Source organism: Angustibacter sp. Root456, from assembly GCF_001426435.1.
GTDB lineage: Bacteria > Actinomycetota > Actinomycetes > Actinomycetales > Angustibacteraceae > Angustibacter.
The window spans coordinates 538,931-554,236 of the sequence record NZ_LMER01000020.1; the positions used below are offsets into that span (position 1 = coordinate 538,931).

Consider the following 15,306-nt stretch of genomic DNA (forward strand, 5'->3'; position numbering starts at 1 on the left):
GTACAAGTTCTTGGGAATCTGCCGGGGGGTGGGGAGGGGTCAGCCGGCGGGTGGGACGGCCGGCGCGGCCTCGCGCAGCGCCGGCAGCAGCTCGGCCTCGGCGAACCGGCAGAACTCCTCCTGGCTGTCGGCGCCCACCTGGATCAGCGCGATGTCGGTGAACCCGGCGTCCCAGTAGGCCGAGACGGCTTTGACGATCGGGTCGACGTCGGGCCCGCACGGGATCGACTCGGCGACGTCCTCGGGGCGCACGAACTGCGAGGCCGCGGCGAACCCGGCCGTCGTGGGCAGGTCGGCGTTCACGGCCCACCCGCCGCCGAACCAGCGGAACTGCTCGTGCGCGGTGTGCACGGCGGCGTCGCGGTCAGGCCCCCAGCACACCGGGATCTGGCCGATGGTGCGCGACGCCGGCTGCCCGGCGTCCTTGCGGTGCTGGGCCCAGCCCTGCACGAGGTCGCCCTCGGGCTGGACGGCGATGAGGTGGTCGGCCAGCGGCGCGAACCGCTCGATCGAGCGCGCCCCCGACACGGCGGCGGCGATGGGCACGGGCTGCTCGGGCAGGTCCCACAGGCGCGCAGACTCCACCCGGAAGTGCTCGCCGGTGTAGTCGATCAGCTCGCCGGTGAACAGCTCGCGGATGATCTCGATCGCCTCCGCGAGCATCTCCTGTCGCACGCGCACCGATGGCCAGCCCCGCCCGACGACGTGCTCGTTGAGGTTCTCGCCCGCACCGACGCCGAGGGTGAAGCGACCGCCCGACAGCAGGCCCATGGTCGCGGCCTTCTGCGCCACGACGGCGGGGTGGTAGCGCTGCGTGGGGCAGGTCACGTAGGTCATCAGCTCAACCTGCTCGGTCACCTGGCTGACCGCGCCCAGGGTCGACCACGCGTACGACGCGTGGCCCTGGGCCTCGAGCCACGGGAAGTAGTGGTCGCTGCTCACCTCGAAGTCGAACCCTGCGCGCTCGGCGAGCTGGGCGTCGCGCACCAGCTGGGTCGGCCCGGCCTGCTCGGTCATGAGGGTGTACCCGAAACGTGTCATGGCTCGACGCTGGCACGGCGAGCCGCACGCCGCACTCGCGGCGCGATGGAATACCCCATGGGGGTACTGTGTTGGCGAAGCCATGGACCACTCGATGCACACCGACCACGCCTCCCACGGCACCGCCGGCTCCGCCACGTGGCGGATGGCCGCTCAGGCGACGCTGCACTGCCTCACCGGCTGCGCCATCGGCGAGGTGCTCGGCATGGTGATCGGGACGGCGCTCGGCTGGCACAACGCCGCCACCGTTGTGCTGTCGATCGCCCTGGCGTTCGTCTTCGGCTACGGCCTCACGATGCGCGGCGTGCTGCGCTCGGGCCTCGACCTCGCCGGCGCGGTGAAGGTGGCGCTGGCCGCCGACACCGTCTCGATCGCGGTGATGGAGGTCGTCGACAACGGCTTCGTGCTCGCGGTGCCGGGTGCGATGGACGCCGGGCTGGGCAGCGTGCTGTTCTGGGGCTCGCTGATCGCCTCGCTCGCCATCGCGTTCGTCGTCACCACGCCGGTGAACAAGTGGATGATCGGCCGCGGCAAGGGCCACGCCGTCGTCCACGCGATGCACTGACGCCCTCGAGGACGCCGGCCAGCGCCCGCCCGACTCAGTCGTGCGGGCGCTGGTCGACGATCCGGCGCGCCTTGCCGATGCTGCGCTCGACACCACCGGGCTCGACGACGCGCACACCGGCCGTGATGCCGATGCGGTGCTTGATCATGCCGGAGACCTGCCGGCCGAGGCCCTCACGCTCGGCTGAGCCGAGTCCCTCCTCGGCCTCGACCAGCACGGTGAGCTCGTCCATCCGCCCCGGCCGCGTGAGCACGCACTGGAAGTACGGCGTGAGGCCCGGGGTCGCCAGCACGAGCTCCTCGATCTGGGTGGGGAAGACGTTGACGCCTCGCACGATCATCATGTCGTCGGTGCGTCCGGTGATCTTCTCCATGCGCCGCATACCCGGACGCGCCGTCCCCGGCAGCAGCCGCGTGAGGTCGCGGGTGCGGTAGCGCACCACCGGCATCGCCTGCTTGGTGAGCGAGGTGAACACCAGCTCCCCCACTTCGCCCTCGGCCACGGGCTCCTCGGTCACCGGGTCGATGACCTCGGGGTAGAAGTGGTCCTCCCAGATGTGCAGGCCGTCCTTGGTGTCGACGCACTCCTGCGCGACGCCTGGCCCCATCACCTCCGACAGCCCGTAGATGTCGACGGCGTGCATGCCCGCGCGCTGCTCGATCTCGCGGCGCATCGCGTCCGTCCACGGCTCGGCGCCGAAGATGCCCACCTGCAGCGACGACGTCGCGGGGTCGATACCCGCACGCTCCATCTCGTCGAGCACCGACAGGAAGTACGACGGCGTCACCATGATCACGCGCGGGCCGAAGTCCGTGATGAGCTGCACCTGGCGCTCGGTCATGCCACCGCTGACGGGGACGACGGTGCAGCCCAACGCCTCTGCGCCGTAGTGCGCGCCCAGGCCGCCAGTGAACAGCCCGTAGCCGTAGGCGACGTGCACGACGTCGCCCGGACGCCCACCCGCCGCCCGGATCGAGCGCGCCATGAGCCCGGCCCAGGTCGCGATGTCCTGCCCGGTGTAGCCGACGACCGTGGGACGCCCGGTGGTGCCGGACGACGCGTGCACGCGGTTCACCTGCTCGCGCGGCACGGCGAACATGCCGAAGGGGTAGTTGTCGCGTAGGTCGGCCTTCGACGTGAACGGCGCGTGGCGCACGTCGTCGAGGCTGGTCACCTCGCGGGGGTCGAAACCCTTGGCGTCAAAGGCTTCCCGGTAGTGCGGCACGTTCTCGTAGGCGTGCGTCAGCGACCATCGCAGCCGCTCGAGCTGGGTGGCGCGCAGCTCGTCGACTGACCAGCGCTCGGCGGCGTCGTACAGGTCGGGACGGTCGTCGATCTCAGGAAGGCTCACGACTTCTCCTCTGTCACAACGCTTTCCACACCAGGAATGGGACGGCCGAGCGAGCGCGAACGACCCCGGAAGATCGCGATGAGCACGCCGTCGGACTCGCGCGTCACGCGGACGTCGGTGCTGCCGCTGCGCCCGAACACGTCGGTCTCCACGGCGTGGGCCACCAGGACGTCGCCGAGCCGGGCCGGCGCCGCGAAGGTGATGTCGCAGCCGGCGGCCACCGTGACGACCCCGTGGGTGTTGCACGCCACGGCGAACGCGCTGTCGGCGAGCGCGAAGATGAAGCCGCCGTGGGTGATCGCGTGGCCGTTCACCATGTCGTCGCGCACGGGCATCCGCAGCCGGGCGGTGCTGGGGCCGACGTCCAGCAGCTCGATGCCCAGCCCGGCGCTGGCGCGGTCCTCGGCCAGCATCGCCTCGGCGCTGCGGCGGGCGAGCGCCTGCAGGTCAGAGGTCACGCAGCCGCACCCCCCGCACCGAGGCGAGCTGGAAGCCGGGGGAGGGGCGGTACCGCCCGATCGGGAACTGGTCGTTCAGCTCGCTCACGAACCAGGCGACGTCGACGCCCGCCTCCGCCAGCCGGTCACCCCACTGCAGCGGCCCCGAGGGATAGCTGGTGCCCAGGATCATGGCGACGTCGACGTCCTCGGCGCTCGCCTCGCGCCGCAGCAGCAGCTCGACCGCCTCGTTCACCAGCATCGAGACGGTGCGCGCGACGACGCCCGCGGGCGTCGGGCCGACCACGCTCACCGCGACGCCGGCGGCCTGGCACAGTGCCACCGCGGCCTCCACCGCCTCCTGCGGGCACTGTGGTGAGGGCGACAGGACGACCCGCGTGCACGTCGCGGGGTCGTGCGCCCAGTCGAGGTGCACGACGCCGCCCTCGCCGGCGGCCCAGTCGTCGAGCGGGCTCGAGCCGTTGACCTCGCGCAGCACGGCCCCGCCGGGCAGCTCGATGCCCACCTCGTCGTCGTCCTCGAGGTCCTCGACGTCGAGCAGCAGCCGCTCGATGGTGACTCCGCCGGCCTCGATGCGGTGCAGGAATGGCCGCATGACGCAGAACCCGTCGTCGTCGTCTACGTGGTGCAGCACCGCCTGGGCGGGAGCCGGCCGCGGCGGCTCCGTGGCCGGCTCGGCGTCCGCAGGCTTGCCGTCCGGCCCGTAGGCGAAGACACCGCGGCCGGTCTTGCGGCCGTACCGCCCGGCGTCGACCAGCCGCTGCTGGAACACCGTGGGGGCATAGCGGGGGTCGTGGAACGTCGAGGCCCACACCGACTTCGACACCGCGAGGTTGACGTCCTGCCCCACGAGGTCGGTGAGCTCGAAGGGCCCGAGCGGGAAGCCGCCGGCCTCGCGCAGCACGGCGTCGATGGTGGCGGGATCGGCAACCCCCTCCTCCACCATCCGCTGCGCCTCGCCGTAGTACGGACGGGCCACGCGGTTGACGATGAAGCCCGGCGTCGAGGTGCACACCACGGGCGTCTTGCCCCACGAACGGGCCAGCTCGATGGCGGCATCCACCACCGCCTCGGACGTCGCGTCGCCGCGCACCACCTCGACCAGCCGCATGCGGTCGGCGGGGTTGAAGAAGTGCAGGCCGACCACCCGCTCGGGTCGCTGCAGCGCAGCCGCCACCGCCGTCACCGACAGCGACGAGGTGTTGGTGGCGAGCAGCGCGTCGTCGCCCACCACCGCCTCGAGGTCGCGGAACAGCGCGCGCTTGACCTCGAGGTCCTCAGCCACCGCCTCGACGACGAGCGCCACGTCGCGCAGGTCGGCCACCGACGCGGCTGCGCAGAGGCGATCGCTCGCCGACCGGGCGCCGTCGGCGTCGACCTTGCCGCGCTCGGCGAGCGACGCCAGCTTGGCGCGCAGCTGGTCGACCGCCGCCTGCGCCGCGCCCTCTCGCACGTCGAGGATCCGCACGGGGTGCCCCGACTGGGCCGCGACGAGGGCGATCCCGGCCCCCATCGTGCCGGCGCCGACGACGGCGACGGGTGATCCGGGCGCGGGGAGCGTCACGCGGGTCCTCCTCGGTGGGTGCTGGCGGTGGGGCGCTGCAGCTCGGGCGGATAGGGTCACCGTATGAGTGCAGAGTCGCACGCAGGAACCTACGCCCACGAGGCCGAGGCGCCGCGCAGCCCGTTCTCCCTGCCCGCTCACCCGGTGCCCGAGACGGCCCCGACGGCGGCGCGCGATCTGGTCGAGAAGCACCGGGGCACGGTCGACGACGCGCTCGCGGCCGCCGTCTCCCGCTCGTACTACTCCCGCTACCCGGAGTCCCCGTCGCCGCGCGTGTACGGCGAGGGTGCGGCTGAGGCCGGCCAGCAGGCCTTCGAGGGCCACCTGACCCGCGAGTTCGACGAGCTCGACGACCAGCCCGCCACCGACGGGCGGGTCGGTGACGAGGTGTCGCCGTTCGGTCCGACGCTGCGCATCGGCTACCCGCACCAGGACGTCGAGCGGCTCATGACCGCCGCCCAGGACGCGATCCCGGCCTGGCGTGACGCCGGACCCGAGGTGCGCGCCGCCGTCTGCGTCGAGGCGATCGACCGCATCCACGCGCGCTCGTTCGAGATGGCGCACGCGGTGATGCACACCACCGGCCAGCCGTTCGTCATGGCCTTCCAGGCCGCCGGGCCGCACGCGCAGGACCGCGCGCTCGAGGCCGTCGCCTACGCGCTGTTCGAGCAGCGGCGCGTGCCGGCCTCCGTGGTGTGGGAGAAGCCCGCCAAGGGCGAGCCGCTGCGGATGACGAAGGACTACCGCGTCGTCCCGCGCGGCGTCGCGCTCGTGATCGGCTGCAACACCTTCCCGACGTGGAACTCCTACCCCGGCCTGTTCGCCTCGCTCGCCACCGGCAACGCGGTGGTCGTGAAGCCGCACCCGCGGGCGATCCTGCCGCTGGCCATCAGCGTCTCGGCGATCCGCAGCGCGTTGCGCGACGCCGGCTTCGACCCCGACCTCGTGACGCTCGCACCCGAGGCGGACGGCGAAGGGCTGGCGAAGACGCTCGCCCTGCACCCGGCCGTGAAGGTCATCGACTACACCGGCGGCCCGACGTTCGGCGGCTGGCTCGAGCGCGAGGCGGGCGCGGCGGGCAAGGCCGTCTACACCGAGAAGGCCGGCGTCAACACCGTCGTCGTCGACTCGGTGCCCGACCTGCGCGGTGCCCTGGGCAACCTCGCCTTCTCGTTCACGCTGTACAGCGGCCAGATGTGCACCACGCCGCAGAACGTCTACGTGCCGCGCGCCGGCGTCGACACCGACGAGGGCCACCTGTCGTTCGACGACTTCGCCGACAAGCTCGGCCAGGCCGTCTCTCGGCTCACCGGTGACGACGCGAAGGCAGTCGAGCTGCTCGGCGCCACGGTCAACGACCAGGTGCGCTCGCGGGCGTCGGGCCTGGCCGACCTCGCGTCGTCAGCCGGCGGCCGCGTCGTGCTGGACTCGCGGGCGGTCACCCACCCGACGTACCCGGACGCCGTCGTCCGCACGCCGGGCATCCTCGCCCTGGACGTCGCGGCCGAGTCGACCTACACCCAGGAGTGCTTCGGGCCGGTGGTGTTCCTCATCGCCACCGACTCCACCGAGCAGTCGCTGCAGCGCTTCCGCGACACCGTGCGCGAGCACGGCGCGATGACGGCGGCGGTGTACTCGACGTCCGACGACGTGCTGGACGCCGCGCGCGACGCCGCGGTCGACGCCGGCGTGGCGCTGAGCGAGAACCTGAACGGCCAGGTGTTCGTGAACCAGACCGCGGCGTTCAGCGACTTCCACGGCACGGGCGCCAACCCGGCGGCCAACGCGACCTACACCGACGGCGCGTTCGTGGCCAGCCGCTTCCGGGTGATCACGGCCCGCCGCCACTCCTGACGGCCTCCCCGACCGACCCCTGCCGGCAAATTCCCCGGAATCTGTACGCCTGGGCTGCTCCAGGTGTACAGATTCCGGGGAATTTGCCGTGGGCGGGGGGCTCGGAGGGGTCAGTCGTCGTCGGGCAGGACGGCGTTGAGGACGACGCTCACGAGCGTGACCACGAGGGCGCCCCAGATGGCGTCCCACCAGAAGTGGTCGATCGTCAGCGTGAGACTGGTGTGGCTCGACAGCCAGGCGGTGAGCTCGAGCATGAGGGCGTTGACGACGAAGGTCAGCAGCCCGAGCGTCAGCACGTAGAACGGGAACGCCAGCACCTTCACGACCGGTTTCACGATCGCGTTGACCAGCCCGAAGATCGCACCGATCACCACGTAGGTCAGCACGGTGCTCGCCGTGCTGTCGCGGGGGCTGCTCACCGAGATCCCGCTGACCACAAGCGTCGCGACCCAGATGGCGATGGCGTTGACGACGACCCTGACGAGGAACGACTTCATGATCGTCAGTCAACCACCGCAGACGACGGCGGGCCGGGAGGTTCGCACCTCCCGGCCNGCTCACCCGGACGCGCATCGAGGTGCCCTTCTCGTCGAGCACCTGGATGCGGACGCCCGCGTCGGCGACCTTGACGCCGACACCGGGGATGACGTCGTTCCAGTAGGAACGGGTGTCGTCGAACACCGGCTGCGCCTTCTGACCCCTGATGTAGCTGGGCTGGTCGGCCACGTGCAGCGTGAACGACGACGGACGGTGCAGCGAGAACGGTGCGTCGTAGACCTGCACCCGCGAGCGCCACGCCTTGCCGTCGATCCGGTAGATCGGCGCCGGGTGGGCGTCGATCGGCAGGATCAGGCCCTCACCGGGGTGCTGGCTGGTGTTGTTGTCAGCCTGCGAGGTGTCCCAGTAGCTGATGAGCAGGCCCGGCATGAAGCTGTAGTGCTCCACGTAGTCCGGCTTGCTCGCGAACCCGAAGTTGTACGGGCCGCTCTTCAGCCAGCGGTCGTACGACACGTACTGCCGGTTGGAGGCGATGTAGTAGTTCGCGAACGAGTTGGAGACCGACGCACCCACGCGGGTGAAGCCGTCCGCCGTCCAGGCCGGGTCGGCGGTCTCGGCGTCGTCGGCGAACACCGTCGTCCCACCGGACGTCAGGGTGATGTCGTCGGCGAAGATGCCGCTCCAGCCCAGGTCCGGGTCGGTGCCCTGCGCGGCGCCGTCGCTCTGGTAGCGCAGCCGGACGTCGACCGTCTTGCCCGCGTAGGCGGACAGGTCGAACGTGATGGGCGTGTAGGTCGCCTGGACGCCGTCGATCCCGTTGCCCTCGTCGGCGTGGGTCACCGAGCCGGGGACGCTCACCCACGTGCCGGAGCCGTCGTTGACCTCGAGCCACGCGTAGTCGCACGCGTCGGCGCCGCAGTCCTCGATGTTCCACCGGGCGTTCATCGACAGCGTCGAGGTGCCGCCCGCCAGCGTGACCTTGCGGGTCAGGGTGTTGTTGAGGTCGTCACCCTGGCCGCTGAACCACTGGTAGCTGCCGGATGCCGGCGCGCCGAGGTCGGTGGTGATCTTCTTGTCGGGCAGCGGGACCACGAGGCCCTGGGCCTTGCGCGAGTTGTACTCGTGCGGGCCGACGTTGAGCGTCCGGCGCGTGCCGGCGGGCACGATCTCGTAGTCGAGCCAGCCGAGCTGCATCTTCTCCCAGGCGCCGAGGTCGCCGGGACGCTCACCGAGCGCCTCGCCCGGAGCGTTCAGGCGGCTCTGGGCCATCAGGCTCCAGTACTCGACGCCGTTGCTGCCGCCCGCGGTGTCGTACAGGTCGGGCAGGCCGAGGTCGTGGCCGTACTCGTGCGTGAAGACCGACAGGCCGCCGTTCTCCGGCTGCATCGTGTAGTCGCCGACCCACAGGCCGGTGTCACCGATCTCGGTGCCGCCGAGCTTGTTGGTCGCGGGGCCGGTCTTGCCCTGGCCGTTGTAGTACGCGTACCAGCGGTGGCTCCAGATGGCGTCCTCGCCCTGGTGCGGGTCGCCGTCCGCCTGGTCGCCACCCGCGTGCACGATCTGGAAGTGGTCGATGTACCCGTCGGGCTCGTTGAAGTTGCCGTCGCCGTCGTAGTCGTAACGGTCCCACTGGTCGAACTGCGCCAGGTCGGCCGTGATCTGGGCGGTCGTGCGGCCCTTGGCCTTCTGGTCGGCGACCCACTGGTTGACGGCGTCGGTGATCAGCGCCCAGCTGTTGGAGCAGACGTTGCCCCCGCAGGGAGTGCCGTTGCTGCGGCCGTAGCGGGCCTCGTTGTACTTGACCTTGACCCAGTCGGTGACCTCACCGGCGACGGTGTAGCGGCCCGAGGACTGCTTGGCGTAGTACGACGCGAGGGAGTTCTCGCCCTTGCCGAAGTACATGTCCTGGTAGTGCTTGCGGTTGTAGTCCGCCTGCCAGACCGTCGAGTTGTCCTTCGTGCGGTCGGGAGCGGGGATCGCGTTGTGCAGCGGGCCGTCGAAGGTCGCCGGACCCTCCGTCGTCGGGTCGGTGTCCTGGTCGGGGTAGTCGGGGTGCCGCTCGTTCCCGAACTCCGCGAGGATCACGAAGATGTGGTCGGTCTTCTCGCGGGCCAGCTCGACGTACTGGTCGGTCTTCGTGCGGCTGCGGGCCAGGCCCTTGCGGCCGTGTCCCTGAGCCTTCTCACCCACCTTGACGACGGTGCTGCCGCCGCGGGTCACGGGCTTGGCCTCACCGGAGATGACCTCCGACAGGGCTGCCTCGCGCAGCTCGCGCCGCTTGCTCTCGAGGGGGTTGGTGAGCTCGTCGGTCGCCTGGGGTCGGCTCGTGGCCGACGCCTGCGACGGGGTGTTGACGGGCGGCGCTGCAGCGGCCGGCGCGATGCCGAAGGCTGCACCAGCGCCGGCCGCGAGCACGAGGCTCACGACTCCCGCGGTGACCTTGCGCACTGACGTTCTCCATTCGGTGGAGGGATGGTGACGTGCAGCCACACCGCGAGGAGACCGAAAGGTCACGAAGGCCCGTGTTCACCCCGAGTTGGCCGTGACACAACGTAGGGGCCGGGGCCGACGGTGACTAGAGGTTGTCGTTCACCTGTCACAAATCGTGACCTTCGCCCGTGACGTGGCCCTGTGGTGCCGCCGCCGGCCGACCGATCACGCACCCGTCGGTGCGGCGTCCTAGGGTGGCGGCCATGAGCGAGCCTGACGCCACCACGCCGGACGCCATCACGCCGGACGCCGAGCACGAGGTGCCCGTGCACCTGCGAGCGACCCTCGACGCCATCCCGGCCTACGTGCCGGGCAAGCCCGCGCCGTCGCAGCCCGGTGTGACGACGTACAAGCTGTCGTCGAACGAGAACCCCTACCCGCCGCTGCCGGCGGTGCAGGCGGTCGTGGAGCAGGCAGCGGCCTCGATGAACCGCTACCCGGACATGTTCGCCACGGGGCTGGTGCAGGCCATCGCCGACCACGTGGGCGTCGGAGCCGAGTGCGTGGCGACCGGCACCGGCAGCGTGGGGGTGCTCGGTCAGATCGTCGCCGCGACGTGCGGCGAGGGTGACGAGGTGATCTTCGCGTGGCGCTCGTTCGAGGCCTACCCGATCGTCGCGCAGGCCGCCGGCGCCGTCCCCGTGCCCGTGCCGCTGCGCCCCGACGCCCGGCACGACCTGTCGGCGATGGCCGACGCCGTCACCGACCGCACGCGGCTGGTGCTCGTGTGCACGCCCAACAACCCGACCGGGCCGGTCGTGCACCGCGACGAGCTCGACGCCTTCCTGGCCCGCGTGCCCCGCGACGTCCTGGTCGTCATCGACGAGGCCTATGTCGAGTTCGTACGCGACCCGCAGGCGCCGGACGCCCTGGCCCTGCAGCGCGAGCACCCCAACGTGGCCGTGCTGCGCACCTTCTCCAAGGCGTACGGGCTCGCCGGCCTGCGGGTGGGGTACGCGGTCGCGCAGCCTCGAGTGGCCGCGGCGCTGCGCAAGACGGCCGTCCCCTTCGGCGTCTCGGGGATCGCCCAGGAGGCGGCGATCGCCTCGCTGGGCGCGTCCGCGGAGCTCGCCGAGCGGGTCGAGGCTCTGGTCGCCGAGCGCGAGCGGGTCGCGGCCGCCCTCGCCGAGCAGGGCTGGGAGCTGCCCGAGTCGCAGGCGAACTTCGTGTGGTTCGGCGTGGGCGAGCGGACGCCGGACTTCGCGTCGGCCTGCGAGGCGCACGGGCTGGTGGTGCGGCCGTACGCCACCGACGGGGTGCGCGTCACCATCGGTGAGCCTGCAGCCAACGACCGCCTCATCGAGGTGGCGGGGCAGTTCCTCCGCCGGGGGTCCGCGAACGGGTGAACCCCTGATGGGCTAAAGCGTTGGCGGCCCACTGCCGATGTAGTCCTGTCGGGTCACCTGAGGGCTAGTCATATCGGGGCATGTTGTTCGTGCGTTACGCCGATTAGGCTGGTTCTTCTAGGTGTTACTGACTGCGGTCGTGCGATAGCATTACGTGACATCGGCACGAGCGTAACGTTCCGTAACATCCTTCGACACGCCACCGGGGGCGATGGTCATGACCGCAGAGCGGCGGACGGCGCGAGGTGCCGGTCGCAGGCTGAGCGTGCGCTCGAGCGGGCCCGCCGCCGCGATCGCGGCCATGGCCTCCGCGGCCCTCGTCGGTGCCGCCGTCTTCGGTTTCAGCGCCACCGGCCTGCACGACCCGTACGCCGCGGTCACGGGCGACGTGCCCGGAGTGCCCGGCTCGGTGCAGGCCATCACGGTGCCGACGCCCGTCGCGCCGAGCAGCCCCTTCGTGCGCCGCCCGGCTCGCACCCCGGTGGGAGTCGGTGTCGTCGTTCCCGCAGCGGGCGGCAGGCCGACCGCTCCCACCCCGCAGCGGGGCGGCGTGAGCAACCCGATCCCGCAACCTGGCGAGCAGACCAGCCGTCCGGTGACGACGCCGGTGCCGACCACCTCGCCCAGCCGCCCGACCACGCCGCCCAGCCGTCCCACGACGTCGCGGCCCTCGAGCACGCACCCGTCGCACCCCGGGCGCCCGACCTCGCCGTCGCACAGCAAGCCGCCGACCAGCCCCAGTCACCCGAGCAAGCCGCCGACCTCCACACCGACGCCCACCAAGCAGCCGCCGAGCTCCATCGTCGTGGCGTTCACCAAGCAGCAGGTGGAGAAGGCCGGCGACGCCGTCGTCGGCCGCGTCAGCACCTCACTCGCGCTCCTCGCCGGCCCGTCCCCGCAGGACCGCGCAGCCGTGAAGAAGGTCTCCCACCGACTCGACAAGTCGATGGACGCCGTCGTCACCCTGGCCATGAACACCGCGGCCAACACCGCGCTGGACGACGCGGTCAAGGCCTCGCAGGCGAAGGCGTCGGAGGGCCAGATCCGTCTGGTGGCCGCCGTGAGCTTCCGCACCGCCCTGCCGTCGGCGCTGCAGTCCGCGGTGGCCCCGCTCGTGAGCGACACGGTGAAGCAGGTCGCGCCGCGCACCACCGACGCCGCCGCCGTCGTCCTCGTGGCCACCGCCGCGGCCGCCTCAGCCAGTCCGGAGGTGGCCCAGCAGTCGACGTCCACCGTCGTGCAGGCCGTCGCGGACAGCGTCACCGACAGTGGCGAGGCCACGGCCCAGCGCGCGGCCCTGGCGCCCAGCGCGAGCGCGACGGCGTCCGCCTCCGCCACCGCGTCCCCCACCGACGACGCGTCCCCCGACGCCACCTCGGCGCCCAGCTCGCCGACGGCCCCCACGTCGAGCAGCGACCGCAAGGTCGCCGCTGACGCCGGCCCGCAGGTGGGCAGCGTCCAGACCGCGTCGACATCGACATCGACGTCGACGTCGACATCGACGTCGACCGCCGGCCGCCGCGCGCCCAGCAAGGCCCCCGCCCGCGGCGACGACAAGGTGCGCCCGCACAGCCGCGTGGAGCCCGAGACGCTGCGCACTGCGAAGGCCAAGGCCAAGACCAAGCCAGCCCGCAAGCCCCGCGCGGCTGCCGGCGTGAAGCACCACCACGACGCTTCGGCGGCCAAGCACCGTGGCGCGCACCTGGCGTCGAGCGACGACGAGCCGCGTCGCGCGCCGGGCCGCCACCGTCGCTGACACCCGGCCGTCGAATCGAGCGGCCCTGGTCGTCGTTCGCGTGCAGCCCGTTCGCACCCTGCCGACTGCTGCCGGTACCTTGACCTGAGCAACCGTGACGCGCGCCACAACCGCGCGCGCGGGCGCCCCCGCCGCCTCGCCCCGGCCACCGCCGGTCACAGGCGTCGGTACCTACTGGTCAGCTCCCGCCGCGGGCCACCCTCGCGCCGGGTCGACGAAGGAGATCACGTGACCGACAGCGCCGTCGGGAACGAGGTCGACGTCAGCACCACCGACGGAGGCCCCGACCTCGTGCAGCTGCTCACCCCCGAGGGCGAGCGGATCGAGCACCCCGAGTACTCGCACTACGTGGCCGGCCTGCAGGCCGAGGACCTGAGGGGCCTCTACCGCGACCTGGTGCTGGTGCGCCGCGTCGACGCAGAGGCCACCGCCCTGCAGCGCCAGGGCGAGCTGGGCATCTGGGCCAGCCTGCTGGGTCAGGAGGCCGCCCAGGTCGGCTCCGGCCGCGCGATGGCGCCGCAGGACTACGCCTTCCCGACCTACCGCGAGCACGGCGTCGCCTGGTGCCGCGGGGTCGACCCGCTCAACCTCCTCGGCCTGTTCCGCGGCGTCAACCACGGCGGCTGGGACCCGGACGAGAAGAACTTCCACCTCTACACGATCGTCATCGGCGCGCAGACGCTGCACGCGACCGGCTACGCGATGGGCATCCAGCGCGACCACGCCGTCGGCAGCGGCGAGCCGGGCCGCGACGCCGCGGTCATCGCCTACTTCGGCGACGGGGCGACGTCCCAGGGCGACGTCAACGAGGCGTTCGTCTTCGCGGCGGTGCAGAACGCGCCGGTGGTGTTCTTCTGCCAGAACAACCAGTGGGCCATCAGCGAGCCCAACGACCGCCAGACCCGGATCCCGCTGTACCAGCGCGCCAAGGGCTTCGGCTTCCCGGGCGTGCGCGTCGACGGCAACGACGTCCTCGCGGTCTACGCGGTCACCAAGGCGGCGCTCGACAACGCCCGCCAGGGTGGCGGCCCGACGTTCATCGAGGCGTTCACCTACCGCATGGGCGCCCACACGACGTCCGACGACCCCACGCGCTACCGCGTCTCGGCCGAGGTCGAGGTGTGGAAGGAGCGCGACCCGATCAGCCGCCTGAAGGCCCACCTGATCGCGAACGGCATGGCCGACGACGACTTCTTCGCGGCCGTCGAGTCCGAGAGCGACGAGCTCGCCGCGCACGTGCGGCAGGGCTGCCTGAACATGCCCGACCCCCAGCCGCTCGACATGTTCGAGCACGTGTACGTCGACGACCACCCCCTGGTCGACGAGGAGCGTCGCGCGTTCGCGACCTACCTCGACTCGTTCGCAGACGCCGGCCACGAGGGAGGGCACTGAAATGGCGCAGATCACCCTCGCGAAGGGCATCAACACCGGCCTGCGGGCCGCGATGGAGGCCGACTCCAAGGTCCTGCTCATGGGCGAGGACATCGGCAAGCTGGGCGGCGTCTTCCGCGTCACCGACGGCCTGCAGAAGGACTTCGGGGAAGACCGCGTCATCGACGCGCCCCTCGCCGAGTCCGGCATCGTCGGGACGGCGATCGGCATGGCCCTGCGCGGCTACCGGCCCGTCTGCGAGATCCAGTTCGACGGCTTCGTCTACCCGGCCTTCGACCAGATCGTCTCGCAGCTGGCCAAGATGCGCGCCCGCTCGCTCGGCAAGGTGAAGCTGCCCGTCGTCATCCGGATCCCGGTCGGCGGCGGCATCGGCGCCGTCGAGCACCACAGCGAGTCCAACGAGGCCTACTTCGCCCACACCGCCGGCCTGCGCGTCGTGTGCTGCGCCGACCCCGTCGACGCGCACTTCATGATCCAGCAGGCCATCGCCAGCGACGACCCGGTGATCTTCTACGAGCCGAAGCGGCGCTACTGGGAGAAGGCCGAGCTGCCCGAGGGGCTCACGCTCGCCGACGCGCGCCCGCTGCACCAGGCGAAGGTCGTGCGAGAGGGCGAGCACGTCACCGTCGCGGCCTACGGCCCGATGGTGAAGACCTGCCTCGAGGCGGCCAAGGCCGCCGAGGAGGAGGGCCGCAGCCTGGAGGTCATCGACCTGCGCTCGCTGTCACCGCTCGACGTCGACACGCTCGCGGCGTCGGTGGAGAAGACCGGCCGGCTCGTCGTCGTCCACGAGGCGCCGACCTTCCTCGGCATGGGCGCCGAGATCGCGGCGCGGGTCACCGAGCGCTGCTTCTACCACCTCGAGGCGCCGGTGATCCGGGTCGGCGGGTTCAATCTGCCCTACCCGCCGAGCAAGCTCGAGGAGGAGTACCTGCCAGACCTCGACCGGGTGCTCGACGCCGTCGACCGCTCGCTCGCCCACTGAGGAAGG

At 71.7% G+C, this 15,306-nt stretch carries 11 protein-coding genes and 1 pseudogene; 6 read left to right on the plus strand and 6 right to left on the minus strand.

The window, feature by feature from the left end:
* Positions 1 to 39: 39 nt before the first annotated feature.
* Positions 40 to 1,041, minus strand: coding sequence for an LLM class F420-dependent oxidoreductase (locus ASD06_RS17290; protein WP_056680508.1), 1,002 nt, complete (start codon positions 1,039 to 1,041; stop codon positions 40 to 42).
* Between the two features lie 82 nt (positions 1,042 to 1,123).
* Between ASD06_RS17290 and ASD06_RS17295 the strand changes: the two genes are divergently transcribed.
* Entirely contained in the window at positions 1,124 to 1,606 is a 483-nt protein-coding gene (locus tag ASD06_RS17295) for a DUF4396 domain-containing protein (protein ID WP_056680510.1), read from the plus strand.
* Positions 1,607 to 1,640: 34 nt separating this feature from the next.
* Here the strand turns inward: ASD06_RS17295 and paaK are convergent, their stop codons facing one another.
* From paaK to ASD06_RS17310, 3 genes are read right to left on the minus strand one after another with little or no spacing between them, the layout of a single operon-like run.
* Positions 1,641 to 2,957, minus strand: a complete 1,317-nt coding sequence (paaK, locus tag ASD06_RS17300) for a phenylacetate--CoA ligase PaaK (RefSeq protein WP_082538168.1) — start codon at positions 2,955 to 2,957, stop codon at positions 1,641 to 1,643.
* Complete coding sequence (gene paaI, locus ASD06_RS17305; protein ID WP_082538216.1) at positions 2,954 to 3,370, minus strand: hydroxyphenylacetyl-CoA thioesterase PaaI; 417 nt, start codon at positions 3,368 to 3,370, stop codon at positions 2,954 to 2,956. The genes paaK and paaI overlap by 4 nt, the downstream gene beginning before the upstream one ends.
* Before the next feature lie 34 nt (positions 3,371 to 3,404).
* Entirely contained in the window at positions 3,405 to 4,979 is a 1,575-nt protein-coding gene (locus tag ASD06_RS17310) for a 3-hydroxyacyl-CoA dehydrogenase (RefSeq protein ID WP_056680516.1), read from the minus strand.
* Between the two features lie 63 nt (positions 4,980 to 5,042).
* On the opposite strand from ASD06_RS17310, the gene paaN reads away from it, so the two are divergent.
* On the plus strand, positions 5,043 to 6,833 hold the full coding sequence (paaN, locus tag ASD06_RS17315) for a phenylacetic acid degradation protein PaaN (RefSeq protein ID WP_082538169.1): 1,791 nt from the start codon (positions 5,043 to 5,045) through the stop codon (positions 6,831 to 6,833).
* A gap of 110 nt (positions 6,834 to 6,943) precedes the next feature.
* On the opposite strand, the gene ASD06_RS17320 is transcribed toward paaN, so the two are convergent.
* Both ASD06_RS17320 and ASD06_RS20070 read right to left on the minus strand, forming a co-directional pair.
* The gene (locus ASD06_RS17320) at positions 6,944 to 7,330 is read right to left on the minus strand and encodes a phage holin family protein (protein WP_056680519.1); all 387 of its coding nucleotides are present in this window, start codon (positions 7,328 to 7,330) and stop codon (positions 6,944 to 6,946) included.
* A 58-nt stretch (positions 7,331 to 7,388) separates the two neighbouring features.
* A pseudogene (locus tag ASD06_RS20070) lies at positions 7,389 to 9,845 on the minus strand (immune inhibitor A domain-containing protein); the annotation flags it as partial.
* Between the two features lie 179 nt (positions 9,846 to 10,024).
* Here ASD06_RS20070 and hisC point away from each other — a divergent pair.
* The 4 genes from hisC to ASD06_RS17345 all read left to right on the plus strand — a co-directional run bounded on the left by hisC (position 10,025) and on the right by ASD06_RS17345 (position 15,300).
* Positions 10,025 to 11,167, plus strand: coding sequence for a histidinol-phosphate transaminase (hisC, locus tag ASD06_RS17330; RefSeq protein ID WP_082538170.1), 1,143 nt, complete (start codon positions 10,025 to 10,027; stop codon positions 11,165 to 11,167).
* Between the two features lie 217 nt (positions 11,168 to 11,384).
* Positions 11,385 to 12,923: a hypothetical protein gene (locus tag ASD06_RS17335; protein WP_157371776.1), complete on the plus strand. Its 1,539-nt coding sequence runs from the start codon at positions 11,385 to 11,387 to the stop codon at positions 12,921 to 12,923.
* Positions 12,924 to 13,151: 228 nt separating this feature from the next.
* A complete protein-coding gene (gene pdhA, locus ASD06_RS17340; protein WP_056680528.1) occupies positions 13,152 to 14,315 on the plus strand; it encodes a pyruvate dehydrogenase (acetyl-transferring) E1 component subunit alpha in 1,164 nt (387 codons plus the stop codon).
* 1 nt (position 14,316) lies between these two features.
* Positions 14,317 to 15,300: an alpha-ketoacid dehydrogenase subunit beta gene (locus ASD06_RS17345; RefSeq protein ID WP_056680530.1), complete on the plus strand. Its 984-nt coding sequence runs from the start codon at positions 14,317 to 14,319 to the stop codon at positions 15,298 to 15,300.
* Positions 15,301 to 15,306: the final 6 nt, after the last annotated feature.